Genomic DNA, 24,939 nt, shown 5'->3' with positions numbered 1-24,939 from the left:
CTCAAAGTCCGTCCCTCGCGGCCCCGCGCCACGGCCTATGGAAATCCGCGCCCCTTTGCCCGATAACCCGGGCCCATGACCACGCTGCCCATCCACGAGGCGATACGGCCCCTGATCGACGCGTTGAGGCGCGGCGGGCGGGCCGTGTTGCAGGCGCCGCCGGGGGCGGGCAAGACGACGGTGGTGCCGCTGGAGATGTTGTCGGCCAAGCTGACCGGGGGGCGCATCCTGATGCTCGAACCGCGCCGGCTGGCGGCGCGCGCGGCGGCGGAACGGATGGCCTCGACGCTGGGCGAGCAGGCGGGCGAGACGGTGGGCTACCGCGTGCGGGGCGAGGCGAAAGTCTCGAAAGCCACCCGGATCGAGGTGGTGACCGAGGGCATTCTCACCCGCATGATCCAGTCCGACCCCGAGCTCACCGGCATCGGCGCGGTGATCTTCGACGAATTCCACGAACGCTCCCTCAACGCCGACCTCGGCCTCGCCCTCTGCCTCGAGATCGCCGACGCGCTGCGCGACGACCTGGTCCTCGTCGCCATGTCCGCTACGCTGGACGCGGGGCCGGTGGCCGAGCTGATGGGCGCGCCGGTCATCACCTCCGAGGGTCGCAGCTTTCCCGTCGATATCCGCCACCTGCCCCGCCCCTTGCACAAGGGCGAGCGGTTCGACGCGGCGTTGGCCGATCTCGTGGTGCAAGCGGCAGGAGAAACCGAGGGCGGCATCCTCGTCTTCCTCCCCGGCGAGGGGGAAATCCGCCGGATCGAGGGGCTGCTCAAGACCCGCCTGCCCGCCGACTGCACGCTCCGTCCGCTCTACGGCGCCCTGCCCTTTGCCCAGCAGCGCGCCGCCATCGCGCCGGTGGAGACGGGCCGTAAGGTGGTGCTCGCCACCTCCATCGCCGAAACCTCGCTGACCATCGAGGATATCCGCGTCGTCGTCGACGGCGGCAAGGCGCGCCGTGCGCGGTTCGACCCCTCCTCGGGCATGTCGCGGCTGGTGACCGAACCGGTCACGCGGGCCGAGGCGACGCAGCGCGCGGGCCGCGCCGGCCGGGTGGCCGAAGGCACCTGCTACCGGCTCTGGACGAAGGGCGAAGAAGGCGCGCTCCGCGCCTATCCCCCGGCCGAGATCGAGGCGGCGGACCTGGCCGGGCTTGCGCTGGAACTGGCGCTCTGGGGCGCGCAACCGGGCGATCTGGCCTTCCTCACCCCGCCTGCCCCCGGCAGCTATGCCGAGGCGCAATCCCTGCTCCGGATGCTGGGCGCGCTCGACCGCGAGAACCGGATCACCCCGCATGGCAAGGCGCTGGCCGCCCTGCCGCTCCACCCCCGCCTTGCGCACATGCTGGCCATGGCGGGCCCCGACGCCGCCCCCCTCGCCGCGCTTCTGGCCGAGCGTGACCCGCTGCCGCGCGGGGCGCCGGTGGACCTGTCGCTCAGGCTGGCGGCGGTGCGCGATCCGAAAGGCTTCGCCGACCGCTCGCCGCACCAGCCCAGCCGCCCTGTCATCGAACGCATCCGCACCGAGGCCAAGCGCCTCGCCAGAACCGCGACGCGCGCCGGCGACGGCGCGATGAGCGACGCCGCGGCCGCCGCGCTGGCCTATCCCGACCGGGTCGGCCTTCGCCGCAAGGGCGACGCGCCGCGCTACGTGCTGTCGGGCGGCAAGGGCGCGGTCCTCCCCGAGGGCGACCCGCTCTCGGGCACCCGCCTGATCGTGGCGACCGATCTCGACGGCGACCGCCGCGAGGCCCGCATAAGACAGGCGATCCGCATCGAGGAGGCCGAGCTGCGCGCGCTTTTCGCCGACCAGATCGCCTGGCAGGACATCTGCGAATGGGACCGTCGCGAGCGCCGCGTCGCGACCCGCCAGCAGGAACGTTTTGGCGCGCTGGCCCTCGACGATCGGGTCTGGAAAGACCCGCCGCCGGATGCCGTGGCGCGCGCCATGCTCGACGGCGTGCGGGACCTCGGGCTCAGCTGGACGGACGCCGCCCGCCGCTTCACCGCCCGGGTCGAACTGCTCCGCGAGGCGGGCGAGGACCTGCCCGACATGACCGAACCCGCCCTGATGGACAGCCTCGAAGACTGGCTCCTGCCCTACCTGACCGGCGTGAAGACCGCGCAGGACTGGAAGCGCTTCGACATCCTGCCGGCCCTGCGCGCCCGGCTCGACTGGGACCGGATGCAAAAGCTCGACGCCAAGGCGCCCGCCCATTTCACCACGCCGCTCGGCCGCGACATCCCCATCGACTATTCCGGCGAGCACCCGGAGATCTCGCTCCGCCTGCAGGAGATGTTCGGCCAGACCACCCACCCCACCGTCGGCCGCACGCCCCTGCGCGTGACGCTCCTGTCGCCCGCCGGCCGCCCGGTGCAGACCACGATGGACCTGCCCGGCTTCTGGGCTTCCTCCTATGCGGACGTGCGCAAGGACATGCGCGGGCGCTATCCGAAACACCCCTGGCCCGAGGATCCGACTGTGGCCGACCCGACGCTTCGTGCCAAGCGGCGCGGCGGCTGAATTGATATTCCGTAAACCTTTGTTATATTAAAGGGATAAGAAAAATCTTTGAGCAGAAGTATAAACCGAATGAACGATGGATTGAAAAAAGCCTGGACCGAGATGGTCCAGCCCCTCTTCCGCCGACCGCCGGAGCTTCAGGTTGCCGCCCTGTGCTGCCGGGCGGGCGAGAACGGCACCGAGGTGCTGATGATCACCAGCCGGGACACCGGTCGCTGGGTCATGCCCAAGGGCTGGCTGATGGATGGCAAGAACGCGGCCGAGGCCGCGTGCGAGGAGGCGTGGGAAGAGGCCGGCGTCAAGACGGCCAATGTCAGCGAGGCGCCCGTCGGGGTCTACCACTACGAGAAGCGGCTCGACGACGGCTATGTCGCCCCGGTCGAGGTACAGGTCTACCGCATCGACGTGGAAGAGCTTGACGACGCCTACCCGGAATCGCGCGAGCGTGCCCGGCTCTGGCTCGACCCGGCGACCGCCTCGAACCGCGTGGACGAACCCAGCCTGAAAGAGCTTTTGCTGCAACTGTAAAGCTTTTGTGACGGTTTCGTGACAGAGGCGGTTGAAATGGCATGCCGGTGCCGGTAGCGCTGCGCCCCGGAAGAGGAATGACCCCGGAAGGCCCGCCGAGTGAGCAATTCGCCCGACACCAACCAGTGGAAGACGCTCGACAAGGACCTCGGGCGCATCTCTCAGGTCGAATATGCCACGGCCTATGTCGCCCGCCCGCTGACGGCGCTGGGCATCGCCCTGGCCTTCATCGTCGTTGCCGGCCTTGCGGCGGCGCTGTTCTTCGGCACCCAGCCCGGCAACCTGATCGTGGTCGCGGCGGCGGTGTTCGGGGCCTACATGGCATTGAACATCGGCGCCAACGACGTGGCCAACAACATGGGCCCCGCCGTGGGCGCCAACGCGCTGACCATGGGTGGGGCCATCGTCATCGCCGCGGTCTGCGAGACAGCAGGCGCGCTCCTGGCGGGCGGCGACGTGGTCTCGACCATTTCCAAGGGCATAATCGACCCCTCCAGCGTGGCCGAAACGCAAAGTTTCATCTGGGCGATGATGGCCGCGCTGGTCTCGGCCGCGCTCTGGGTCAACCTGGCCACCAAGGTGGGCGCGCCGGTCTCGACCACCCATTCGGTCGTCGGCGGGGTGATGGGCGCAGGGATCGCCGCGGCGGGGTTCGGCGCGGTCTCCTGGCCCACGATGAGCGCGATCGCCGCAAGCTGGGTGATCTCTCCCGTGCTGGGCGGGGTCTTCGCCGCCGCCTTCCTCGCCCTGATCAAGAGCCGCATCATCTACCGCGAGGACAAGCTGGCCGCCGCGCGATTCTGGGTGCCGATCCTGGTGGGCGTGATGGCCGGTACCTTTGCCGCCTACCTGGCGCTGAAGGGGCTGAAACGGGTCATCCATATCGACATGGGCACCGCCCTGCTGATCGGGCTGATAGGCGGGCTGGTCTGCTGGGGCCTCACCGTGCCTCTGGTCCGGCGCCAGTCGCGCGGGCTGGAGAACCGGAACCGCTCGCTCAAGACGCTGTTCGCGCTGCCGCTGATCGTGTCGGCGGCGCTTCTGTCCTTTGCCCACGGGGCAAATGACGTGGCCAACGCGGTGGGCCCGCTCGCCGCCATCGTCCACGCCTCGGAGTTCGGCGCCGCCGCCGGGCAGGTGGCCATCCCGCTCTGGGTCATGGTGATCGGAGCGCTGGGCATTTCCTTCGGCCTGTTCCTGTTCGGGCCCAAGCTGATCCGGATGGTGGGCAGCCAGATCACCAAGCTGAACCCGATGCGGGCCTATTGCGTGGCGCTGTCGGCCGCCATCACCGTGATCGTGGCAAGCTGGCTGGGCCTGCCTGTCAGCTCCACCCATATTGCCGTGGGCGGGGTGTTCGGCGTTGGCTTCTTCCGCGAATGGTACATGGAGCGCCGCCGCCGCAGCTCGAACGCGGGCGCCGGCCCCGCCCGCCGCCTGCCGCCCGAGGAGCGCCGCCGGCGCAAGCTGGTCCGGCGCAGCCACTTCATGACCATCATCGCCGCATGGGTCATCACCGTGCCGGCGGCGGCGGCGATGTCGGCGGCGATCTTCCTGTTGCTGAACTCGGTCCTCGTCTGAGCGGTCCACGTCCGTCTCCGTTTGACCGGATGCGGTGCGGATTGTAGCGTGGTCCCGGTGGGGGCATGGAACTTCGATGACGATGACGAACGCTGCTTCGAAGGACCGTGTGTTGCTTCTGTTGTCCGCCGCCCTGTCGCTCGGGCTTGCCGCCCCGGCCCCGGCCAGCCCGAAACCCGAGAGCACGACCCGCAGCCCGCCCGCCTCCGCCAGGATCACTGCCCCCGCCGTCACCGTCCAGCCCGATGGCCGCCCCCGCAAGCCCTCGCAGCGCTACGTGGTCTACAACCGGCCCTACCTGAAGGTGGTCACCGACCGGGCGCTCCGGAACGCCATCAGGCTGAACCAGGCGGGGGGAGAGGTCGTCGCCGACGGGTTCAGCCAGGAGATGTCGGTGCACTTGTTCCGGATGCTGCTTCTTTTGCGCCAGCGCACCGTCAACCTGCTCGACTCGCTCGAAAACAAGCGCACCCCGCAGGCGCGGCTCACCAATCTCGGCTACGAGGCCGAGATCGTCGGCCGCACCCTTGCCACGCTGAAGGGAGAGGCGGTGCCCGCCGGGGCCACCGTGCTTTACCGGCTCGAGGACGAGACCGAGGACAAGGCCACCGCCATCAAGCGGCTCACCGCCTACGAGGCGCTGCTTTACCGGTGGATGAACACGCCGATGGAAGGCACCCGCCGCACCCCCGGCGCGCCGGACAACTGAGGCCGCCCTAATCCCACCACGGTCCGTGGTGCTGGCCCGCCTGCCCCAACCGCTCGAACCCGTGATGGCCGAAATAGTCGCGCTGTGCCTGGATGATGTTGGCGGTGCCGAAACCCTGCCGCATCGTGTCGGCCCATTGCAGCGCGGCCGACAGCACGGGCACCGCGTGGCCCTGCGCCACCGCCGCGCCCACCACCGCGCGCAGCGCCGGCAAAGTGCGGCCGAGGGTTTCGGTGAAGGCCGGCGCGAGGATCAGCTCGCCATGCGGCAGATCTCCCCGGAAGGCCGTGGCGATATCGTCGAGCAGGGCCGAGCGGATGATGCAGCCCGCCCGCCAGATCTCGGCGATCCGGGCAAAATCGAGCTGCCAGTCATACTCCGCCGATGCGGCGGCAAGGATTCGGAACCCCTGCGCATAGCCCAGGACGCGCGCCGCCATCATCGCCTCGGCCAGCGTGGCGCCATCCAGCTCCAGCCCGCCCCGTGCGCCGCCCAGCTTCTCCTGCGCGGTCTGGCGCGTCTCCTTCTCCGAGGACCACGCCCGCGCCCCCACGGCGGCCTCGATCATGCTGGCGGCCTGCCCCATCATCTGCGCCTCGATCACCGTCCAGCGCCCGGTGCCCTTCTGCCCGGCCGCGTCCTTGATCACGTCGACCATCGGGTGGCCGGTCTCGGGGTCATGGTATTGCAGGATGTCGGCGGTGATCTCGACAAGGTAGGAGCGCAGCGGGCCCTTGTTCCACTCGGCGAAAAGTTGGCCGATCTCGGCGGGCGCCCAGGCGGCGCCGTTGCGCAGAAGGCTGTAGATCTCGGCGATCATCTGCATGTCGGCATACTCGATGCCGTTATGCACCGTCTTGACGAAATGCCCCGCCCCGTCGGGGCCGAGGTGGGCGACGCAGGGCTCGCCCTCGTGCTGCGCGGCGATGGCGCGCAGGATGGGCTTGAGCTGCTGCCAGCTATGCTCGGTGCCGCCCACCATCATCGACGGCCCGTGCCGGGCGCCCTGCTCGCCGCCCGAAACGCCCATGCCGACGAAATGGATGTCCTGTTCCGCAAGGGCGGCCGAGCGGCGGCGGGTCAGGTGGAAATCGGCATTGCCGCCGTCGATGATCGTGTCGCCGGGCGAGAGCAGCGGCGCGACCGCCTCGATCATCGCGTCCATCGGCGCGCCCGACGGAATCATGAACAGGATCACCCGGGGGGTTGCGAGGCCGGAGACGAAATCCTCGAGCGTGTCGTGCGGGTGCAGGCGTTCGGCCAGCGCCCCCGCCTCGGCCATGAAGGCGGAAATCCAGTCGATCTCGCGGTTGGTGACGGCCACCGCCACCCCTTTCTCGGCCATGTTCAGCGCCAGCGCGCTGCCCATCGTGCCGAGCCCGTAAACGCCGATCTGTGCCTTGGCCATGACTGCGCCTTTTCCCCGCTCCGCCAAGGTCAGCCTATTGCATACGCGGCCACGTGCAAGCCGATCGGCCAGATCACCCCTCGCGGCTGACGAGGTAAAGCGAGCCCACGAGCAACAGCACCGCCCCCCAGACCATCGCGGAATGGCTTTCCCCGAACAGCACGATGCCCCAGCCGATGCCGGCGAAGAGCGATACGAAGGTGCCGAAATTCACGAAGACCCCGCCGGTGTGCCGGATCAGGTAGAAATAGATCAGGCTTTCCACCACGCCCGCGCCCACGAAGACGACGATGGCAGTTTCGGCCAGCGTCCAGCCGCCGGAGAGCGGCAGCGTACCGCCCGAGAAGGCAAGGAACAGCGGCAGGACCAGCACGGCGGCGGTGATGGTCTCGCCCGTAACCGCCTGCATGGCGGTCATGCCCTCGTGCCAGTGGCGCGAAATATAAACGGACTCGACCCCGTAGGAGACGGGCACGACCAGCGCCAGCAATATCCACGGCGCCATCCCGAAGCCCGGCGCATCGACCTGCGGCACGAGGATCACGGCCACCGACATTACACCCAGCGCCACCGCCGCGACGCGCCGGGGCGAGACCCGCTCGGTCCGCATCAGAAGCGCGACGATGACGGCGACGACCGGAGAGGTACAGCCGGTCAGGCTGAGCAGGCCGGTGCTGATCTCGCCCGCCGCGGTGAGCGCGGCGAAAAGCGGAATGACATAGCCCAGCACGGAGGTGATCAGCAGGAAGGGCACCACGCCCCGCAGGCTGCGGATATGCTCGCCCCGGACATGCGAGATGGCGAGGAAGGCCACCGACAAGAGCACCAGCGCGATCATCACCACGGAAATTTCCGAATACCCACCCTGCGAGGTGAGCTTCAGCATGGCGAATTGCAGCCCCCACATCATTCCCATCAGGATGAGCAGCCCCGCCGCCAGAAGGCGGCCGGGCCCGGTGGCGGCGTCGTCGTTCACACGCCCAGGCACCACCGCATGATCGCCTTCTGCGCATGTAGCCGGTTCTCGGCCTCGTCCCAGATCACCGATTGCGGCCCGTCCATGACCGCGCTGGTCACCTCCTCCTCGCGGTGGGCGGGAAGGCAATGCATGAAGAGGGCATCTGGCTTGGCATGTGCCATCAGGTCCTCGTTCACCTGGTAGGGCCGCAGCATGTTGTGGCGCCGCTCCTTGGTGGACTGGCTGTCATGCATCGACACCCAGGTATCGGCAACGATCAGGTCGGCACCCTCGACCGCCTTGTAGGGGTCGCGCTCGATGGTGATCTTGCGGCCTGCCTTGCGGGCCAGGCCCACGAACTCGTCCTCGGGGTCAAGCTGGGCGGGGCCGGTGAAGGTCAGGTCGAAACCGAACTGCGCGGCGGCATGCAGGAAGGAGGCGCAGACGTTGTTGCCGTCGCCCGACCACACCACCTTCTTGCCGTCGATCGGCCCGCGATGCTCTTCGAAGGTCAGCACGTCGGCCATGATCTGGCAGGGGTGGGTGCGGTCGGTCAGCCCGTTGATCACCGGCACGTCGGCATATTCCGCCATCTCCATCAGCACGGATTCGTCGAAGGTCCGGATCATGATCAGGTCGACGTAGCGGCTGAGCACGCGGGCGGTGTCGGCGATGGTCTCGCCATGGCCCAGCTGCATCTCGGCGCCCGACAGCAGCATGGTCTGCCCGCCCATCTGGCGCACGCCCACGTCGAAGCTGACGCGCGTCCGGGTCGAGGGTTTCTCGAAGATGAGGGCAACCATCCGGTCCTTGAGCGGCTGGTCGTCATCGGGCGCGCCCCGAAGCCGACCGGCGCGGGCGGTCTTCATGGCGCTCGCCTGGTCGAGGATCTGCCGAAGGTCGGCGGAGTCGGTTTTGTGGATATCGAGGAAATCGTTCATGGCGGTTTCTCTTGTCTAATGGCAGAACCGGGGGCCAGCCCCCGGACCCCCGGAGTATTTCTGGAAAAGTGAAAGTCAGGCGGTCTGCTTGGCCACGGTGAGCTCGATCCCGGTGGCAGCGGCATCCAGCCGGTTGACGGCCTCGGCGATCTCGTCCTCGGATATGTTGAGCGGCGGCAAAAGGCGGATGACGTTGTCGGCGGCCGGCACGGTGATGACCTCCGCGTCATAGCCGGCCTTGACCACGTCGGCATTCAGCGCCTTGCACTTCAGCCCCAGCATCAGGCCCGATCCGCGCACCTCCTCGAACACCTCCGGGTGACTTCCGACAAGCCCTTCGAGCTTCTGGCGCAGAAGCCCCGCCTTGCGGTTCACCTCGTCGAGGAAGGCCGGGTCGGCCACGTGATCCATCACCGCGTTGCCCACGGCACAGCCCAGCGGGTTGCCGCCATAGGTCGAGCCATGGGTACCCGCGGTCATGCCCGAGGCGGCCTCCTCGGTGGCCAGCACGGCGCCCAGCGGGAAGCCCCCGCCGATGCCCTTGGCGACCATCATGATATCCGGCCTGATGCCGGCCCATTCATGGGCGAAAAGCTTGCCCGTCCGGCCCATGCCGCACTGCACCTCGTCGAGGATCAGCAACAACCCGTGCTCGTCGCACAGCGCCCGCAGGTCACGCAGCGCCTGGTCGGAGAGCGGGCGGATGCCGCCCTCGCCCTGCACCGGCTCGATCAGGATTGCGGCGGTCTCGTCGGTGATCGCGGCCTTAAGTGCCTCCGGGTCGTCCCACGCCACGTGACGGAACCCCGGCAGCAGGGGGCCGAAGCCCTTGGTCATCTTCTCGGACCCGGCGGCGGCGATACCGGCAGAGGAGCGGCCGTGGAACGAGCCCTCGAAGCCGATGATCTCGACCTTCTCGGGTTGGCCCTTCTCGTAGAAATACTTGCGCGCCATCTTGACCGCCAGCTCACAGCTTTCGGTGCCGGAATTGGTGAAGAAGACGGTATCGGCGAAGGTAGCGGCCACCAGCTTGTCGGCCAGCGCCTGCTGCTGCGGGATCTGGTAGAGGTTCGAGGTATGCCACAGCTTGCCCGCCTGCTCGGTCAACGCGGCCACAAGATCGGGGTGCGCATGGCCCAGCGCGTTCACCGCGATGCCGGAACCGAGGTCGAGGAATCGGCGCCCGTTATCCTCGATCAGCCAGCTGCCCTCGCCCTTCGCGAAGGAGAGCGGCGCGCGGTTGTAGGTCGGCAGAACGGACGGGATCATGGCGATATCCTCTGATATGGAGGCCCTTTGATTGCTCAGGCGGGCCCATGAGTCAAATGCGATGTGGGAATGGCGCGATTGTCGGGCGCCGGGGATCGAACGCGGGCGGACGTCAGGCGCGGGTGCGTCGGCGTCGGGTGGCAGCGTATGCGGGGCGTGCGATCATGGCCGCGGTCATACCGCCCGACTGCCGCAAGGGAAAGCGAAAACTTGTACCGCGCACAATTTCGCCTCTGGACCCTTCCGGCATTTCGCGCGAAGCCCCGCCCATGTTCACCCCGCGCGACCAGAACCCGGCGCTTGCCGCCCTGCTGACCCTCTGCGCGGCCGCGTTCGCCGCGGCCACCACGCTTCTTGCCAAGGCGCTCGGCACCGGCGCGCTGGGGCTCGAGATGCACGCGCTGCAGGTCTCCAACGGGCGGTTCCTGTTCGCCTTCCTCGCCATCGGCGCGGTCACGGCGGTGATGCGCCCGCGCTTCACCCGGCCCGACCTGAAGCTGCATACCGTGCGCTCGGGCCTCGGCTGGGGCGGGGTGACGCTGATGTTCGCGGCGGCCGCCTTCATCCCGCTGAGCGACGCTACCGCGATCAGCTTCCTCAACCCGGTCTTCGCGATGATGCTGGCCATTCCGCTGCTGGGCGAAACCGTGGGCCGCATCCGCTGGAGCGCGGCAGCGATCGCGCTTCTGGGCGCCGCCATCCTGACCCGGCCGGGCGGCGGGGTGGTGGAACTGGGGGCATTGCTCGCACTGGGGGCGGCGATGTTGCTGGGCTCCGAGATAATCCTGATCAAGCGGCTCTCCCGGCACGAGGGGCCGGTGCAGATCCTGCTGATCAACAATGTCATCGGCCTGCTGATCTCGGCCGCCGCGGCCGCCTTCGTCTGGCAATGGCCCGAGCCACGGCAGTGGCTGGCGCTGGCCGCGATCGGGGTGCTGATGGCCGCGGCGCAGGCCTGTTTCGTCAACGCCATGGCGCGGGCCGATGCCAGCTTCGTAGCGCCCTTCTTCTATGCCGCGCTGGTCTTTGCATCGATCTACGACGCGCTTGTCTTCGGCGTCATCCCCGACGCAGTGTCGCTGACCGGCGCGGCGATCATCCTGTGCGGCGCGGGGCTCCTGGCATGGCGCGAGGCGCGCCTGAAGAAATCGCCGCCGCCGGTGCCCCCCTCGCAACCGATGTGACGCCACGCCCCCTTTGACAAGCGCGCCCGGCATTTGGCTTACTTGGGTGCGAGGGGGCCGGGAGGACACATGCCGCTTCAGATACTTCTGCCAATGGTCGTCATCGGCATTGCCGGGGTCGTGATCCTGCTGCATATGCTTGGGCGGTCGGAACTGGCCCGGTTCGAGGATGAGGACGCCGCCCGGCGCGCGTGGCTGCGGGAATATCCCGGCACCCCGCCGACGCGGGTGATCCTGAGCCATGACCGCCACGCCGCGCTGATCGAGACGGCGCACGGCGCGGGGGTGGTCTGGCCGATGGGGATGGACACGACCGCCCGTTTCCTGAACGGCGCCGACATCCGTCGCACCGGGGACGGGCTGCGCATCGACCTGCCGGATTTCGCCGCCCCCCGTATCCGGCTCCGGCTGGAGGATGACGAGGCCGAACTCTGGCCGACCCTGATGGAGAGGAAGGAAAACGCATGACCGAAGACCTGACCTATCCGGACGTGGTGAACTTCGCCGTACCCTTCTTCATCGCCGCCATCCTGGCCGAGCTGGTCTGGATCATGATCAAGCGCCGCGGTGGCCGGTACGAGACGCGCGACGCGCTGACCTCGCTGCTGATGGGGGCGGGTAACGTCGCCTCGGGCATCGTGCTGGGCTTCGTCGCCTACGGCTTCTTCATGGTCCTGTGGGAAATCACGCCGCTCGACCTCGGCACCAGCATCTGGGTGGTGCTGCTGTGCTTCGTGCTCGACGACCTGCGCTATTACTGGGTCCACCGCTTCGGCCACCGCATCCGCTGGGTCTGGGCCAGCCACGTGAACCACCATTCCAGCCAGCATTACAACCTCACCACCGCCCTGCGCCAGACATGGACGGGCACCTTCACCTTCATGATGCTCGTGCGCGCGCCACTGATCCTTCTGGGGTTCCACCCGGCGATGGTGCTGTTCTGCGGCGGGCTGAACCTGATCTACCAGTTCTGGATCCATACCGAGGCGATCGGGCGGATGCCCCGCTGGTTCGAGGCGGTGATGAACACGCCCAGCCACCACCGCGTGCATCACGGCCGCAACCCGCGTTACCTCGATGCCAACTATGCCGGGGTCTTCATCGTCTGGGACAAGCTGTTCGGCACCTTCGTGCCCGAATACGAGAAGGAAAAGGTCGATTACGGCCTCGTCCACAATATCGGCACCTTCAACCCGCTGCGCGTGGCCTTCCACGAATGGGTGGCGATCTGGCGCGACGCCACGCAGCCGGGCCTGACCATGCGCGACCGGCTGATGTATTGCGTGATGCCCCCGGGCTGGAGCCATGACGGCTCTCGAACCATGTCCGACGGGATCAAGCGCAAGCACCTCGAGGCCCACCCCGAGGATCTCGGCACGCCCGGCTTCACCGACATGGCAGGCCGGCCGTGACGCCCGCCTTCCCCGGCTTCACCCGGCCGATGCAGCCGGGAGAGGAGGACGCCGTGCGCGACCTGCTGGACGCGGCCTTCGGCGGCCGTGACGAAAGCCGGTTGGTGGACGCGCTGCGCAAATCCGGCGACATGGCGGGCGAGATGGTGCTGCCGATGGGCGAGCGGGTCATCGGCTACTACGCCCTGTCCCCGTTCCGTGCGCCGAAAGGCTGGCTGTGCCTTGCCCCCGTCGCCATCGCGCCCGATCTGCAAGGCCACGGCCATGGCCGCCGGATGATCGGGCAACTGGCCGAATGGGCGCGACTGACAGGGCAGTACGTGGTCGTCCTGGGGCAGGAGGAATTCTACGAAAAGGCCGGCTTCCGCAAGGACCGCGCCGCATACCTCACCTCGCCCTACCCGCTCGAGCACACGCTGCTGGCCGGGCCGGGCGAGGCTTCCCCGGCGCAGGCCCTGCGCTATCCCAAGCCGTTCAACGGCCTCTGATGCGGCTCCTCCTGCTCACCGCGCTGACGATGGTGGCCTTCGCGGCCAACTCGATCCTCAACCGGATGGCGCTGGCGGGCGGGCATATCGGCCCCACCGATTTCGGCACGATACGCCTGTTTGCCGGGGCGGTGATGCTGGCCGGGCTCTGCGTCATCCTGCGCGGCGGGTTGCGGCTGGGCGGGCCGGCGCGGGCGGCGGGGATGCTGGCGCTGCTGGTCTACATGTACGGGTTCTCTCTGGCCTACGGCGTGCTCGACGCCGGGCTCGGCGCGCTGATCCTCTTCGGCACGGTGCAGGTGACCATGTTCGCGGGCGGCCTTCTGGCGCACGAGGCGATGCCGGCCCGCCGCTGGATCGGCGCAGCGCTGGCGCTGGCGGGGCTCGCCTGGCTCCTCTGGCCCGCGGGCCCGGTGCAGGTGAGCGTCCGCCACGGGCTTTTCATGGCCGCGGCGGGTGTCGGCTGGGGCATCTACTCGCTGGCCGGGCGCCGGGCCGACGATGCGCTTCAGGCGACGGCAGCGAACTTCATCCTCGCCACCCCGGTGGGCGTGGTGATCGGCCTCGCCCTGCCCGTCGGCGCGATCGACGTGACCATGCCGGGCGTGGCGCTTGCCGTCCTGTCGGGCGCGGTCACCTCCGGCATGGGATATGCGCTGTGGTACGGCATCCTGCCCCGGCTCGACGCCTCGGTAGCGGCAGTGGCACAGCTCACCGTGCCGGTGATCGCCATCGCGGGCGGGATGATCTTCCTCGGGGAAACGCTGGAAACGAAGACCGTGCTGGCCTCTGTCCTGGTCCTCGGCGGCGTGGCGGTCTCCGTCCTGCGCAGCCGCTGAGGCGGCTCAGCCCTCCGCCGGACGCACCGCCAGAACCTCCAGCGCCACCGTGCCGCTTGGCTTCACCCAATCCACCACGTCCCCCGGCTCGGCCTCCATCAACGCGCGGGCCAACGGCGAAACATGGGTGATCAACCCCTTCTCCGGCTCCGCCTCGTCCTCGCCGACGATGGTGTAACTGGCCTCCCGGTCCTCCTCGTCGACCACCGTCACCGTGGTGCCGAACTGCACCCGCTCCGGCGCCTCGGGCGGGGTCACCAGAATGGCGCTGGATATCCGCGCCTCGACATAACGCAAGTCCCGCTCGGCCACCGCCAACGGGGTCAGGTCGCCCGCCTCCTCCTGCCCGGCGCGCAGCCGTCCCACCTCGGCCTCCAGCGCTTCGGCCCGCGCCTTCAGCAGGGCCAGCCCCCTCGGGGTGACGTGGTTCGGGTGCGGGCTGATCGGCAGGTCGGGCAGCCGCTCTGGCCCGCCGCCATCATCCTCTTTCGTGAAGGCCTTGTTCATGGTTTCACCAACTCCTCCAGCGGATCATACCGAAACCCGCCCCCGAAGGCGACCTGCGGCAGGCTGTCGGGCTTGAGCGCGATGCCCGCCAGCTCCGCCCGCGTGAAGAACCGCCGCCGGTTGACGACCGCCTCGGGGTCTTCCCACTCATCGGTCAATTCGCCCGCCTCGACCCGGCAGCGAAAGAACATCTCGACCTGGTGGAACCCCCGCGCCTCGCTATGAAACTCGTTCACGAGGCAAGGTTCGCCCAACGAGATGGTCAGCCCGGTTTCCTCGTACACCTCGCGCGCAAGGTTGTCTTCCAGCGAGCTGTGCGTCTCCACCCCGCCGCCCGGCGCGCACCACAGCGCGCTTTCCTCGCCGGGATAGGCGTTGACCAGCAACAGCCGCCCGTCCTCGACGATCACCGCCCGCACCGCCAGACGTACCATGCCCGCGCCCCTCCATTCCGCATCGGGGGCTGTTGTAACGCCGCCGTTCGCTATATCTCAATCCCCATGAAAGCGCTTGCCACCGCCTTTGCCCTGCTCCTCCCCGCTCCGGCGCTGGCCGATTGCGTGGTGATGCTGCACGGGCTCGCCCGCACCGAGGCCTCGTTCATCGTGATGGAGGAGGCGCTGCGGGCACAGGGCTACACCACCTTCCGCTCCGATTATCCCTCGACCGAACAGACCATCGAACAGCTCGCGGAAGAAACCCTCCCCTTCGCCGTGCGCGTCTGCGGCGACACGGAGGTTCATTTCGTCACCCATTCCATGGGCGGCATCCTCCTGCGCTACTGGCTTCAGGATCACCGGCCCGAACGGCTCGGCCGCGTGGTGATGCTGGCCCCCCCCAACCAGGGCTCGGAACTGGTCGACGAGCTGGGGGAGGTCGAGCTCTTCCAATGGATCAACGGCCCGGCCGCCCAGGAACTCGTCACCGGCGCCGAGGGGCTGCCCGCCACCCTGCCGCCGGTCGATTTCGAGCTCGGCGTGATCGCCGGCACCCGCTCGCTCAACCCCTATTTCTCGACCCTGATCGAGGGGCCGGATGACGGCAAGGTCTCGGTCGCCTCGACACGGGTGGAGGGGATGGCCGACCATATCGAGCTGCCCGTCACCCACACCTTCATGATGAACAACCCGATGGTGATCGCACAGGTCACCCGGTTCCTGGAAACCGGCGCCTTCGATCACGCCATGAACCTGGGCGACCTCTTCTGGGGCGGCAGCGAATGAGCCTCTCCCTCCGCCTCACCGGGGCGCGCGTGCTGCTGCCCGACGGGCTGGCAGATAGCGATCTCAACCTCGCCGGCGGGCAGGTCACCGACGCGCGCCAGCCGCGAGAGATCGACCTCTCCGGCTTCCTCGTCCTGCCCGGCCTCGTCGACGCCCATGGCGACGGGTTCGAGAAACACCTCGCCCCAAGGCGCGGCGCGATGAAGGATATCGGCCAGGGCCTGATCGCGGCCGAGGCGGAGCTTGCGGCCAACGGCATCACCACCGCCGTGCTCGCCCAGTTCTACAGCTGGGAGGGCGGCATGCGCGGGCCCGACTTCGCCGAGCGCGTCTTCTCGGGCCTCGAAGAGGTGCGCCCCCGGCTCGACACCACCCTGATCGCGCAGCTCCGTTTCGAAACGCCCATGCTCGAAGATTACGACGCCATGCAGGCCATGCTCCGCCGCTACGCCATCCCCTACGTCGTCTTCAACGACCACCTGCCGCATGAGGCGCTGGAAAAGGGCAAACGCCCGCCCCGCCTGACCGGCCAGGCCCTGCGCATCGGCCGCAACCCCGAGAAACATCTCGAATACATGCAAGGCCTGCACGCCCGCATGGGCGACGTGCCCGCCGCCCTCGAAACCCTCACCGGCTCCCTCGCCGCCGAAGGCATCCGCATGGGCAGCCATGACGACCGCACCCAAGCCCAGCGCGACCGGTGGCACGCCATGGGCGTCCACCTCGCCGAATTCCCCGAAACGCAGGAGGCCGCCGAAGCCGCCCGCGCCACCGGCGACGGCGTCATCCTCGGCGCCCCCAACGTGGTGCGGGGCGGCTCGCATAATGGCAATGTCAGCGCCATCGACCTCGCCGCCATGGGCCTCTGCGACGCGCTGGCCTCGGACTACCACTACCCCTCGCTGCGCCGCGCCGCCTTCCTGCTGGCCGATGGCGGCGTCTGCGACCTCGCCGCCGCATGGTCCCTCGTCTCCGCCGGCCCGGCCCGCCTGCTGGGCCTCGACGACCGCGGCAGGCTCACCCCCGGCCAGCGCGCCGATCTCGTCATCCTCGACGCCACGACCCGCGACATCTGCGCCACGTTCTCGGGCGGCCGGATCACCCATCTCAGGGGCGAGGCAGCGATGCGGTTCCTGGGCTGACCTTCCGCAATGGAGGCCCCGGATCGTGCTAACCTTTCGTTAACCTTTTCCGGCCTACGCTGACTCGGCGGTTCGGGCTGGGGAGCCGATGACCGCCCAACGAGATGCAACCAAACACGCATTTCGCGCGCCGCCGTCGGAGCGATCCGATGCGCGGCGCGCTTTGGTTCCGGGCCCCACCAATCGCTTCTTCTTGGTAAAAATACTCAAATCCGACAATCCGGACCGCCACCTCGGCCAGAGGCTCAGCCGCTCGGCCCGCCCCTCGCGAGACCGTCCGTCAGGACGGACGAGCCGGCACGATCCGGTTCACATGCCCCATCTTCCGCCCCGGCTTGACCTCGGCCTTGCCGTAGAGATGCAGCGCCGCGCCCGCCTCCCGCGCGACGCCCGGCACCTTCTTCATGTCGTCGCCGATCAGGTTCTCCATCACCACGTCGGCATAACGCCCGCCATCGCCCAGGGGCCAGCCCGCCACGGCGCGGATATGCTGCTCGAACTGGTCGATGGTACAGCCCTGCTGCGTCCAGTGGCCCGAGTTATGCACCCGCGGCGCGATCTCGTTCACCACCAGCCCGGCCTCGGTCACGAACAGCTCCACCCCCATCACGCCCACGTAATCGAGCTTGTTGAGGATCTGCCCCGCCAGCAGCACCGCGTCCGTCCGCTGTTTCGTCGACAGCCGTGCCGGAACCGTCGTGGTCCGCAGGATGCCGCCCTCGTGCACGTTCTCGCCCGGGTCGAAACAGGCGACAGAGCCGTCCAGCCCCCGCGCCCCGATCACCGACACCTCGTGGCTGAAATTCACGAACCCTTCCAGGATCGCGGGTTGCCCCGCCATATCCTCCAGCGCCGCTTCGGCCTCGGAAGCTGCGTTGATCCGCGCCTGCCCCTTGCCGTCATAGCCGAAACGCCGCGTCTTCAGGATCGCCGGAAAGCCGATCTCCGACAGCCCCTCGGCCAGGTCCTCGGCCTCGTCAACGGCGGCAAACGGCGCCGTCTTCAACCCCAGGTCGGCCAGGAACGCCTTTTCCACCAGCCGGTCCTGGCTCACCCGCAACGCATTGCGCCCCGGCCGCACCGGCTTCAGTGGCTCGAGGATATCGAGCGCCGAGGTCGGGATGTTCTCGAACTCGTAGGTGATGACATCCACCGCATCGGCAAAGGCGCGCAGCGCGTCTTCATCCTCGTAGGCTTTCTGGAAATGATAGTTCGAAACATGACTCGCCGGGCAATCGCCGCCGGGCTCGAAAATGCAGGTCTTGAACCCCAGCCGGCTCGCCGCCACGGCCAGCATCCGGCCCAGCTGTCCGCCACCGAGAATGCCGATCGTGCTGCCCTGTGCCAGTGCCTCAACCATCCTGCGGCTCCTCCGGGATCGAGGCCGACAGCGCCTCGCGCCACGCGTCTAGCCGCTCTGCCAACGCCGCATCGCCATTCGCCAGGATCGCCGCCGCCATCAGCCCGGCATTGGCCGCCCCGGCCTCGCCGATCGCCATGGTCGCCACCGGGAAGCCCTTGGGCATCTGCACGATGGAATATAGGCTGTCGACCCCCGACAGCGCCTTGGTCTGCACTGGCACGCCGATCACCGGCACGCGCGTCTTCGAGGCCATCATCCCCGGCAAATGCGCCGCGCCCCCGGCCCCGGCAATGATCACCTTCAGCCCGCGCCCGGCGGCGGTCTTGCCGTACTCCCAGAGCCGGTCGGGCGTGCGATGCGCCGAGACGATCTTCACCTCATAGGCCACCCCCAGCTCATCCAGGATATCGGCCGCCTTCTTCATCGTGGCCCAGTCAGACTGGCTGCCCATGATGATGCCCACGGAAATTTCGGCCATGCTGCGCCCTCTCGCGATCCGCCCGGTGTCAGGAGCGCGCACTATACCGATCACTTGCCGTTACGCAATGATGTCCGGGTAAAGCCTGTCCTCGATCCACGAGATGCGGTCCTTCAGGCGCAGCTTCTGCTGCTTCAGCCGCTTGATGGTCAGCCGGTCGCTGGTGCCGCGCTCCTCGAGCGCGTGGATCGCCTCGTCGAGGTCACGGTGCTGGCGGCGAAACTCCTCCAGTTCCACCCGCAGCACCTCGTCCGATTTCATCGACAGGTCGCTCAACATGTTCATCCGGGCCGATTCCCCTGAAGATCAGACATCCCAAGATACCGCCAATGGCGCATTTCGCAAAGCCCTTGCGCCCGAATGCCCCCGATACCATATTTCATTGGCAGGGTCGCCGAAAAGGGGCCCGGGCAGAAGACGGACGGTCGCTTAATCGAAAAGGACGCACCGATGACAAAGCTATCCCTGGGGTCGCACCCCTATATGCTTGGCTTCGAGCAGCTTGAGCGCATGCTGGAACGCAGCGCCAAGTCGGGCAACGAGGGCTATCCGCCCTTCAACATCGAGCAGACGTCGGACACCTCCTACCGCATCACGCTCGCCGTGGCGGGCTTTGGCGAGGGCGACCTCTCGATCACCGTGGAAGACCGGCAACTGGTCATCCGCGGGCGTCAGCGGGACGACTCGGATCACCGGGTGTTCCTGCATCGCGGCATCGCGGCGCGTCAGTTCCAGCGCTCTTTCGTGCTGGCCGACGGGGTCGAGGTGGGCGAGGCCCTGATGGAAAACGGCCTGCTGCACATCGACCTGAAGCGCGCCCAGCCGGAAACGGTGGTGCAGACCATCAACATCAAGAAGGGATAAGCGGTATGGATACCAGATACGATTTCGAAAACGGCGCCGCCGCCGAGGCGGAACGGGCCATCGTCTATGTCCGCCCGGTCAAGGTCGACGACCTGCCCGCGGACGTGCAGCAACAGGCCATGGGGCTGGAAACGCTCTATGCCGTGCACAATGCCGACGGCGAACGCCTCGCGCTGGTGCGCGACCGGGCGCTGGCCTTCGTGCTGGCCAAGCAGCACGACATGGAACCCGTCGCGGTTCACTGAGACATCTTGCCGGCGGCCGCCCCCGTGGCCGCCGGGCAAACCGGTGCCGGGGCAAACTCGCACTGGCCAAGCCTTGCCGCGCCTGCCATATCTGGCCCCGTTCCCCCGACCCAAGGCGCCGAGGCCCCATGACCCAGATCATCACCGCCCTTTCCGAGATTTCCGGCCGTTACAAGGCGATGTTCGTCGACCTGTGGGGCTGCCTGCATAACGGCGTCACCGCCTACCCCGAGGCCGTCGCGGCCATGCAGGATTACCGGAAAGCCGGCGGCGTGGTGGTGCTGGTCACCAACGCCCCCCGCGCCCGCAGCGGGGTCGAGCGGCAACTGGTCAAGTTCGGCGTCCCCGAGGATGCGTGGGACACCATCGCCACCTCCGGCGACAGCGCGCGCATGGCCATGTTCCGCGGCGCCGTGGGCCGCAAGGTCTATTTCGTGGGCCAGGATCACGACCTGAAATTCTTCGAACCGCTCAAGATCATAGAGGACCCGGTCGACGTGACCAGCGTGCCCTTGGCCGAGGCCGAGGGCATCGTCTGCTGCGGTCCGTTTGACCCATCCGCCGATCTCGACGAGATGCGCGCCGACTTCCTCTATGCCAAGCAGAAGGGCATGAAACTGCTCTGCGCCAACCCCGATATCGTGGTCGACCGCGGCGATATCCGCGAATGGTGCGCCGGCGCGCTGGCCCGGCTCTATACCGAGATGGGCGGCGAAAGCCTCTATTTCGGCAAGCCCCATCCGCCGATCTACGACCTCGCCCACCGCCGGCTGGCCGAACTTGGCCGCGACTTCTCGAACGACCAGATCCTCGCCGTGGGCGACGGCGCCCATACCGACATTGCCGGCGCCATGGGCGAGGATCTCGACAGCCTGTTCATCGCCGGCGGTCTTGCAGCCGAGGCCACCAAGACAACGCACCAGCCCGAGCCGGAGGCGCTAAAGACCTATCTCGACATGGAAAAAGTGTCGCCCACCTACACCATCGGGCGGCTGCGCTGACAAATTACCCCTTGATTTTCTGCACCCGCGAAGTAATTAAGTTGCCAGATCGGGCGTGAATCGGTCCGAAAGTTACGCACTCGCAGACCTCGGAGGGTCGAATGTTGGACAACATGCCGCGCGGAACCATTACCATCGAGGAAATCGAGATGGGTATGACCCGCCACCTGCGGAAGGTCGTCACCGACGAGGATATCGAGATGTTCGCGCAGGTCTCGACCGACCGGAACCCGGTGCATCTCGACGACGAATACGCCCAGGATACCATCTTCGAAGGCCGCATCGCCCATGGCATGCTGACGGCCGGGTTGATCTCGGCCGTGATCGGCGAACAGCTTCCGGGCCATGGCACCGTCTACATGGGCCAGACGCTCAAGTTCCTCGGGCCCGTCCGCCCCGGCGACATGGTCCATGCCGAGGTCGAGGTGATCGGCATCGACCACGCCAAGCGCCGCGTCCAGCTCGATTGCCGCTGCATGGTCAATGGCAAGAAGGTGCTGATCGGCGAGGCCACCGTGCTTGCGCCTTCGGGCAAGTTCGACTGATATCGGCCCCTTGAAATCGGGCCATGCCCCCATCAGCTTTGCCTGACACGCACCATACATGCTATGGTGGTGTCCCAAACTGATGGAGGACATCCCAATGGACGCCATTCAGACGACAGAATACGCCCGCGCCCTGTTCAGCGCGCGCGGCAACAAGGCGCTGGCCGAAGCGGCGCAGCGCATGCGCGACTGCGAAGAGGCCGGCAAGACGGACGAGGCGGAAGACTGGAAGCGCATCCGCCTCGCCATCAGCGAGTTGCGCGGGCCCAACCAGGGCTGACGCGGCTCAACGCCCCTGCAGCGCCTGGTCGAGGGCGCTGTAGCCGGGCAGGCCGAATTCCTGCGCCATCCCCTCCTGCCACCGGTCGTCGAACCGGCGGCGGATATCGTCCGAGATTTGCGCCCCGCTCTTTCCCGAGGCGACCTTGGTCGCGGCCCCGCCCGGCGGCAGCCCACAGGCCGCATCCCGCGCCTGTCGCACGAGGTGGTCGTCGAACTGGCCCACGTGCCGCTTCATGAAGGCGAACCCGGCCTGTTCGGTTGCGATTGCCCGCCTCGCGGCATCATAGCCGCCCATGAAATCCGCCACTTGGCCCACCACGCCGGGCAGGTTGCGCTTCATCTCCTCGAACGTCACCAGCAGCACGTCCTCGCGCCCCCGCTGCCGCCACCACGAAGACGCGTGCGCCCAGTAATCCTCCCCGCGCCGCAGGTAATACGCGGCGAAGTCGTCCACGCTGATGGAGCCCGTCTCGAACCACCAGCCCTCGAAGAACCGGTAGAGCGAGATCATCGCATCCACCGGGTCGCGGAAGACCACGATGTACCGCCCGCCCTTAGGGATCTCCTCCCATGTCAGGTGGCTCTTGAACGCCCGCGGCGCGGCCACCTGCGGGGCGTTCACGTCGACGCCCATGTCATGCGCCAGTTCCAGCCACGGCACAACTTCCGTGATCTCGTCGAACGCCATCGACCCGCCCGAGCGCAGGCCGTGCACGATCTGCTGCATCCATGTCGTGCCGCACTTGGCATAGGGCGAGATGAAGATGTCGCCTGGATCGGGGCGATAGGCCAGGCCGATGCGTTCGCCGGCTTCGGTCGAAAACCCGGTGATCGCGTCAAGCTCGTCGATCGTCGTGGCGCGGCGAAATGTCATGTCACTGTCCATGCCCGGCAGATTGGCAGCGCCCCGACGCCGAGGCAAGCGCCAACCGCCCCGGATCGCGTCTTGCACCCGCGCCCGCATGGGGCTACGCAAACGCCATGCGCATCATCCGCGACTTCACCTACCTCGACCCGGCCGACCGTGGCGCTTCCGTCGCCATCGGCAATTTCGACGGTGTCCATATCGGCCACCAGTCGGTGATCGAGCAGGCCCGCGCCGCCGGCGACCGGCTCGGCGCGCCGCTGGGCGTGCTGACGTTCGAGCCGCACCCGCGCCAGTATTTCGCGCCCGATGCCCCGCCCTTCCGCCTGATGAACCCCGAGGCACGCGCCCACCGGCTGGAAAAGCTGGGCGTCGAACGGCTCTACGAGCTGAACTTCAACGCCGCCCTCGCCGGCCTTGCCCCCCGCGAATTCGCCGAGAAGGTGATCCGCGACGGGCTGGGCCTGTCCCACGTGGTGGTGGGCGCCGATTTCTGCTTCGGCAAGGGCCGCGCGGGCGACGCCGCCGACCTCGTGGCTTTTGGCAAGGAGATGGGCTTCGGCGTCACCATCGCCGAGCTGCTGGAGGGCGACAACGGCGAGGTCTCCTCCACAGCCATCCGCAATGCCCTGACCGATGGCCGCCCGCGCGATGCCGCGCGGATGCTGGGCCACTGGCACCGCATCGACGGGCCGGTGATCGGCGGCGAGCAACGCGGCCGCGACCTTGGCTACCCCACCGCCAACATGTCGATCGAAGGCCTCCACCCGCCCAAGTTCGGCGTCTACGCCGTGCTGGCCGACGTACTCGACGGCCCGCACAAGGGCCACTACCGGGGCGCTGCCTCGCTCGGCCTGCGACCGATGTTCAATGGCGAGGTGCCCAACCTCGAAACCTTCATCTTCGACTTCTCGGGCGACCTCTACTCCGCCGACCTCTCCGTCGCGCTGGTCGAGTACCTCAGGCCGGAAGAAACCTTCGACAGCCTCGAGGCCTTCATCGCCCAGATGGAAAACGACTGCACCCGCGCCCGGGCCATCCTCGACACGCTATGACCGACGACCCCATCGACCGGACCGGCCTGCGCCCGCGCTTTTGGGAGACGACGCCGCTCAACCGCATGACCCGCGCGGAATGGGAGGCGCTTTGCGACGGCTGTGGCAAGTGCTGCCTCAACAAGCTGGAAGACGAGGACACCGGCGAAGTCGCCCTCACCCGCGTCGCCTGCCGCCTGTTCGACGATACGACCTGCCGCTGCGCGCAATACGACATCCGCCACCAGTTCGTGCCGGAATGCATCACCCTGAGCCCGAAGAACCTCGACCGCAACCTCTACTGGATGCCGGAAACCTGTGCCTACAAGCTTCTGCATCTGGGCAAACCGCTCTATGACTGGCACCCGCTGATCTCGGGCACGCCCGACACGGTGCACGACGCGGGCGTCTCGGTGCTGAACGGCACCGTGCCCGAATTCGAGGTCGACGAGGACGACTGGGAAGACCACCTGATCGAGGAGCCTGGCGCATGAATTTCGCCTCCGACAATTGCGGCCCCGCACACCCCGAAGTGCTGGCCGCCATCACCGCCGCGAACCAGGGCTTTGCCCCCTCCTACGGCGCCGACGGGCTGATGGATGCCGTCCGCGACCGCATCCGCGAGCTGTTCGAGGCGCCCGAGGCCGAGGTCTTCCTCGTCGCCACCGGCACCGCCGCCAACGCGCTGGCGCTGGCCACCCTGGCCCAGCCGTGGCAGACCATCTTCTGCACCCCGCTCGCCCATATCCACCGCGATGAATGCCACGCGCCCGAATTCTACACCGGCGGCGCCAAGCTGACGCTGGCGGGCGAAGGCGACAAGATGACCCCCGAGGCGCTCGATGCCGCCATCGAGAACTGGCCCGCCGGCGACGTGCACGTCTCGCAACGCGGGCCCGTGGCGCTCACGCAGGTCACCGAGAAGGGCCGCGTCTACACCCTCGAGGAGCTGGCCGCCCTGACCGAGGTGGCCCATGCCCATGTCCTGCCCGTCTACATGGACGGCGCCCGCTTCGCCAACGCGCTCGAGGCGCTCGGCTGCACGCCGGCCCAGATGACCCACGAGGCCGGCATCGACGCGTTCAGCCTCGGCGGTTCCAAGAACGGCTGCTTGGGCGTAGAGGCGGTGGTCTTCTTCGACCCAGACAAGGCCTGGGAGTTCGAGCTGCGCCGCAAGCGCGCCGCGCATCTCTTCTCCAAGCACCGCTACCTCTCGGCCCAGATGCTGGCCTACCTGACCGATGACCTCTGGCGCCGCTCGGCGAAAACGGCCAACGCCCGCGCGGCCCGGCTGGCCGAGGGGCTGAAATCCGTACCCGGCGTCAGCTTCGACGTGGAACCGCAGGCCAACATGATCTTCGCCCGCCTGCCCCGCGCCACCCACCAACGCCTGCACGCGGAAGGCGCGGTCTACGGCCTCTACGACGGCCCGCTCGAAGAGGGCGACGCCGACGAACCGCTGCTGGCCCGGCTGGTCTGCGACTGGTCGATCACGGAAGAAGAGATCGACCGGTTTGTCGAGGTGGCGAAGGGATAATCCCCTCCGGCGC

General features: G+C 67.9%; 29 protein-coding genes. 19 read left to right on the top strand and 10 right to left on the bottom strand.

Going from position 1 to position 24,939, the window contains the following annotated elements; all coding sequences use genetic code 11:
* The first annotated feature begins 75 nt into the window (after positions 1–75).
* From hrpB to QUV18_RS16175, 4 genes are all read left to right on the top strand, one after another.
* The gene (hrpB, locus tag QUV18_RS16190) at positions 76–2,523 is read left to right on the top strand and encodes an ATP-dependent helicase HrpB (RefSeq protein WP_300895057.1); all 2,448 of its coding nucleotides are present in this window, start codon (positions 76–78) and stop codon (positions 2,521–2,523) included.
* Positions 2,524–2,625: 102 nt separating this feature from the next.
* The gene (locus tag QUV18_RS16185) at positions 2,626–3,051 is read left to right on the top strand and encodes an NUDIX domain-containing protein (RefSeq protein WP_300895056.1); all 426 of its coding nucleotides are present in this window, start codon (positions 2,626–2,628) and stop codon (positions 3,049–3,051) included.
* 99 nt (positions 3,052–3,150) lie between these two features.
* Positions 3,151–4,632, top strand: coding sequence for an inorganic phosphate transporter (locus QUV18_RS16180; protein ID WP_300895055.1), 1,482 nt, complete (start codon positions 3,151–3,153; stop codon positions 4,630–4,632).
* A 76-nt stretch (positions 4,633–4,708) separates the two neighbouring features.
* Positions 4,709–5,341 carry a hypothetical protein gene (locus QUV18_RS16175; RefSeq protein ID WP_300895054.1) on the top strand — a complete coding sequence of 211 codons (633 nt, stop codon included), beginning with the start codon at positions 4,709–4,711 and terminating at the stop codon, positions 5,339–5,341.
* 7 nt (positions 5,342–5,348) lie between these two features.
* Here QUV18_RS16175 and gndA read toward each other — a convergent pair whose 3' ends face one another.
* The 4 genes from gndA to QUV18_RS16155 form a co-directional block, all read right to left on the bottom strand.
* Entirely contained in the window at positions 5,349–6,749 is a 1,401-nt protein-coding gene (gene gndA / locus QUV18_RS16170; RefSeq protein ID WP_300895053.1) for an NADP-dependent phosphogluconate dehydrogenase, read from the bottom strand.
* 73 nt (positions 6,750–6,822) lie between these two features.
* Positions 6,823–7,725: a DMT family transporter gene (locus QUV18_RS16165; protein ID WP_300895052.1), complete on the bottom strand. Its 903-nt coding sequence runs from the start codon at positions 7,723–7,725 to the stop codon at positions 6,823–6,825.
* Complete coding sequence (gene argF, locus QUV18_RS16160; protein ID WP_300895051.1) at positions 7,722–8,648, bottom strand: ornithine carbamoyltransferase; 927 nt, start codon at positions 8,646–8,648, stop codon at positions 7,722–7,724. Before argF ends, QUV18_RS16165 begins: the two co-directional genes overlap by 4 nt.
* Positions 8,649–8,723: 75 nt before the next feature.
* Positions 8,724–9,917: an aspartate aminotransferase family protein gene (locus QUV18_RS16155; RefSeq protein WP_300895050.1), complete on the bottom strand. Its 1,194-nt coding sequence runs from the start codon at positions 9,915–9,917 to the stop codon at positions 8,724–8,726.
* Between the two features lie 269 nt (positions 9,918–10,186).
* On the opposite strand from QUV18_RS16155, the gene QUV18_RS16150 reads away from it, so the two are divergent.
* The 5 genes from QUV18_RS16150 (at position 10,187) to QUV18_RS16130 (ending at position 13,840) form a co-directional block, all read left to right on the top strand.
* Positions 10,187–11,101, top strand: a complete 915-nt coding sequence (locus tag QUV18_RS16150; RefSeq protein WP_300895049.1) for a DMT family transporter — start codon at positions 10,187–10,189, stop codon at positions 11,099–11,101.
* Positions 11,102–11,170: 69 nt separating this feature from the next.
* Positions 11,171–11,569, top strand: a complete 399-nt coding sequence (locus QUV18_RS16145; protein ID WP_300895048.1) for a hypothetical protein — start codon at positions 11,171–11,173, stop codon at positions 11,567–11,569.
* Positions 11,566–12,513: a sterol desaturase family protein gene (locus QUV18_RS16140; RefSeq protein ID WP_300895047.1), complete on the top strand. Its 948-nt coding sequence runs from the start codon at positions 11,566–11,568 to the stop codon at positions 12,511–12,513. Before QUV18_RS16145 ends, QUV18_RS16140 begins: the two co-directional genes overlap by 4 nt.
* Positions 12,510–13,001, top strand: coding sequence for an N-acetyltransferase (locus QUV18_RS16135; protein WP_300895046.1), 492 nt, complete (start codon positions 12,510–12,512; stop codon positions 12,999–13,001). Before QUV18_RS16140 ends, QUV18_RS16135 begins: the two co-directional genes overlap by 4 nt.
* Positions 13,001–13,840: a DMT family transporter gene (locus QUV18_RS16130; RefSeq protein ID WP_300895045.1), complete on the top strand. Its 840-nt coding sequence runs from the start codon at positions 13,001–13,003 to the stop codon at positions 13,838–13,840. Before QUV18_RS16135 ends, QUV18_RS16130 begins: the two co-directional genes overlap by 1 nt.
* A gap of 6 nt (positions 13,841–13,846) precedes the next feature.
* Here QUV18_RS16130 and QUV18_RS16125 read toward each other — a convergent pair whose 3' ends face one another.
* Together QUV18_RS16125 and QUV18_RS16120 are read right to left on the bottom strand one after the other, a co-directional pair.
* Positions 13,847–14,347, bottom strand: coding sequence for a GreA/GreB family elongation factor (locus tag QUV18_RS16125; RefSeq protein ID WP_300895044.1), 501 nt, complete (start codon positions 14,345–14,347; stop codon positions 13,847–13,849).
* Positions 14,344–14,781 carry an NUDIX hydrolase gene (locus tag QUV18_RS16120; protein WP_300895043.1) on the bottom strand — a complete coding sequence of 146 codons (438 nt, stop codon included), beginning with the start codon at positions 14,779–14,781 and terminating at the stop codon, positions 14,344–14,346. Before QUV18_RS16120 ends, QUV18_RS16125 begins: the two co-directional genes overlap by 4 nt.
* 66 nt (positions 14,782–14,847) lie before the next feature.
* On the opposite strand from QUV18_RS16120, the gene QUV18_RS16115 reads away from it, so the two are divergent.
* Both QUV18_RS16115 and QUV18_RS16110 read left to right on the top strand, forming a co-directional pair.
* Positions 14,848–15,570, top strand: a complete 723-nt coding sequence (locus tag QUV18_RS16115) for an alpha/beta fold hydrolase (RefSeq protein ID WP_300895042.1) — start codon at positions 14,848–14,850, stop codon at positions 15,568–15,570.
* A complete protein-coding gene (locus QUV18_RS16110) occupies positions 15,567–16,712 on the top strand; it encodes an alpha-D-ribose 1-methylphosphonate 5-triphosphate diphosphatase (protein WP_300895041.1) in 1,146 nt (381 codons plus the stop codon). Before QUV18_RS16115 ends, QUV18_RS16110 begins: the two co-directional genes overlap by 4 nt.
* A 280-nt stretch (positions 16,713–16,992) precedes the next feature.
* Here QUV18_RS16110 and QUV18_RS16105 read toward each other — a convergent pair whose 3' ends face one another.
* From QUV18_RS16105 to QUV18_RS16095, 3 genes are read right to left on the bottom strand one after another with little or no spacing between them, the layout of a single operon-like run.
* Positions 16,993–18,072, bottom strand: a complete 1,080-nt coding sequence (locus QUV18_RS16105; RefSeq protein ID WP_300895040.1) for a 5-(carboxyamino)imidazole ribonucleotide synthase — start codon at positions 18,070–18,072, stop codon at positions 16,993–16,995.
* The gene (gene purE / locus QUV18_RS16100) at positions 18,065–18,553 is read right to left on the bottom strand and encodes a 5-(carboxyamino)imidazole ribonucleotide mutase (RefSeq protein ID WP_300895039.1); all 489 of its coding nucleotides are present in this window, start codon (positions 18,551–18,553) and stop codon (positions 18,065–18,067) included. Before purE ends, QUV18_RS16105 begins: the two co-directional genes overlap by 8 nt.
* Before the next feature lie 60 nt (positions 18,554–18,613).
* On the bottom strand, positions 18,614–18,838 hold the full coding sequence (locus QUV18_RS16095; RefSeq protein WP_057817721.1) for a DUF465 domain-containing protein: 225 nt from the start codon (positions 18,836–18,838) through the stop codon (positions 18,614–18,616).
* A 165-nt stretch (positions 18,839–19,003) separates the two neighbouring features.
* Here QUV18_RS16095 and QUV18_RS16090 point away from each other — a divergent pair, with 165 nt between their 5' ends.
* From QUV18_RS16090 to QUV18_RS16070, 5 genes are all read left to right on the top strand, one after another.
* Positions 19,004–19,417, top strand: coding sequence for an Hsp20 family protein (locus QUV18_RS16090; protein ID WP_300895038.1), 414 nt, complete (start codon positions 19,004–19,006; stop codon positions 19,415–19,417).
* Between the two features lie 5 nt (positions 19,418–19,422).
* The gene (locus QUV18_RS16085) at positions 19,423–19,662 is read left to right on the top strand and encodes a DUF1150 family protein (RefSeq protein ID WP_300895037.1); all 240 of its coding nucleotides are present in this window, start codon (positions 19,423–19,425) and stop codon (positions 19,660–19,662) included.
* A gap of 128 nt (positions 19,663–19,790) precedes the next feature.
* Complete coding sequence (locus QUV18_RS16080; protein WP_300895036.1) at positions 19,791–20,663, top strand: TIGR01459 family HAD-type hydrolase; 873 nt, start codon at positions 19,791–19,793, stop codon at positions 20,661–20,663.
* 101 nt (positions 20,664–20,764) lie between these two features.
* Complete coding sequence (locus tag QUV18_RS16075) at positions 20,765–21,208, top strand: MaoC family dehydratase (RefSeq protein ID WP_300895035.1); 444 nt, start codon at positions 20,765–20,767, stop codon at positions 21,206–21,208.
* Positions 21,209–21,305: 97 nt separating this feature from the next.
* Positions 21,306–21,488 (top strand): hypothetical protein, encoded by a 183-nt coding sequence (locus QUV18_RS16070; RefSeq protein WP_300895034.1) that lies wholly within the window; start codon positions 21,306–21,308, stop codon positions 21,486–21,488.
* Between the two features lie 6 nt (positions 21,489–21,494).
* Here QUV18_RS16070 and QUV18_RS16065 read toward each other — a convergent pair whose 3' ends face one another.
* Positions 21,495–22,364, bottom strand: a complete 870-nt coding sequence (locus QUV18_RS16065; RefSeq protein ID WP_300895033.1) for a sulfotransferase domain-containing protein — start codon at positions 22,362–22,364, stop codon at positions 21,495–21,497.
* A gap of 107 nt (positions 22,365–22,471) precedes the next feature.
* Here QUV18_RS16065 and QUV18_RS16060 point away from each other — a divergent pair, with 107 nt between their 5' ends.
* From QUV18_RS16060 to QUV18_RS16050, 3 genes are read left to right on the top strand one after another with little or no spacing between them, the layout of a single operon-like run.
* Entirely contained in the window at positions 22,472–23,410 is a 939-nt protein-coding gene (locus QUV18_RS16060) for a bifunctional riboflavin kinase/FAD synthetase (RefSeq protein ID WP_300895032.1), read from the top strand.
* Positions 23,407–23,883: a YcgN family cysteine cluster protein gene (locus QUV18_RS16055; RefSeq protein ID WP_300895031.1), complete on the top strand. Its 477-nt coding sequence runs from the start codon at positions 23,407–23,409 to the stop codon at positions 23,881–23,883. The genes QUV18_RS16060 and QUV18_RS16055 overlap by 4 nt, the downstream gene beginning before the upstream one ends.
* Entirely contained in the window at positions 23,880–24,926 is a 1,047-nt protein-coding gene (locus tag QUV18_RS16050; protein ID WP_300895030.1) for a beta-eliminating lyase-related protein, read from the top strand. Before QUV18_RS16055 ends, QUV18_RS16050 begins: the two co-directional genes overlap by 4 nt.
* Positions 24,927–24,939 lie beyond the last annotated feature (13 nt).

Origin of the sequence: Roseovarius sp. (genome assembly GCF_030373445.1) — a bacterium.
In the GTDB taxonomy this organism is placed as follows: domain Bacteria; phylum Pseudomonadota; class Alphaproteobacteria; order Rhodobacterales; family Rhodobacteraceae; genus Roseovarius.
Note: the sequence above shows the minus strand (reverse complement) of the source record. Positions and strands in the feature narration are given on the sequence as shown.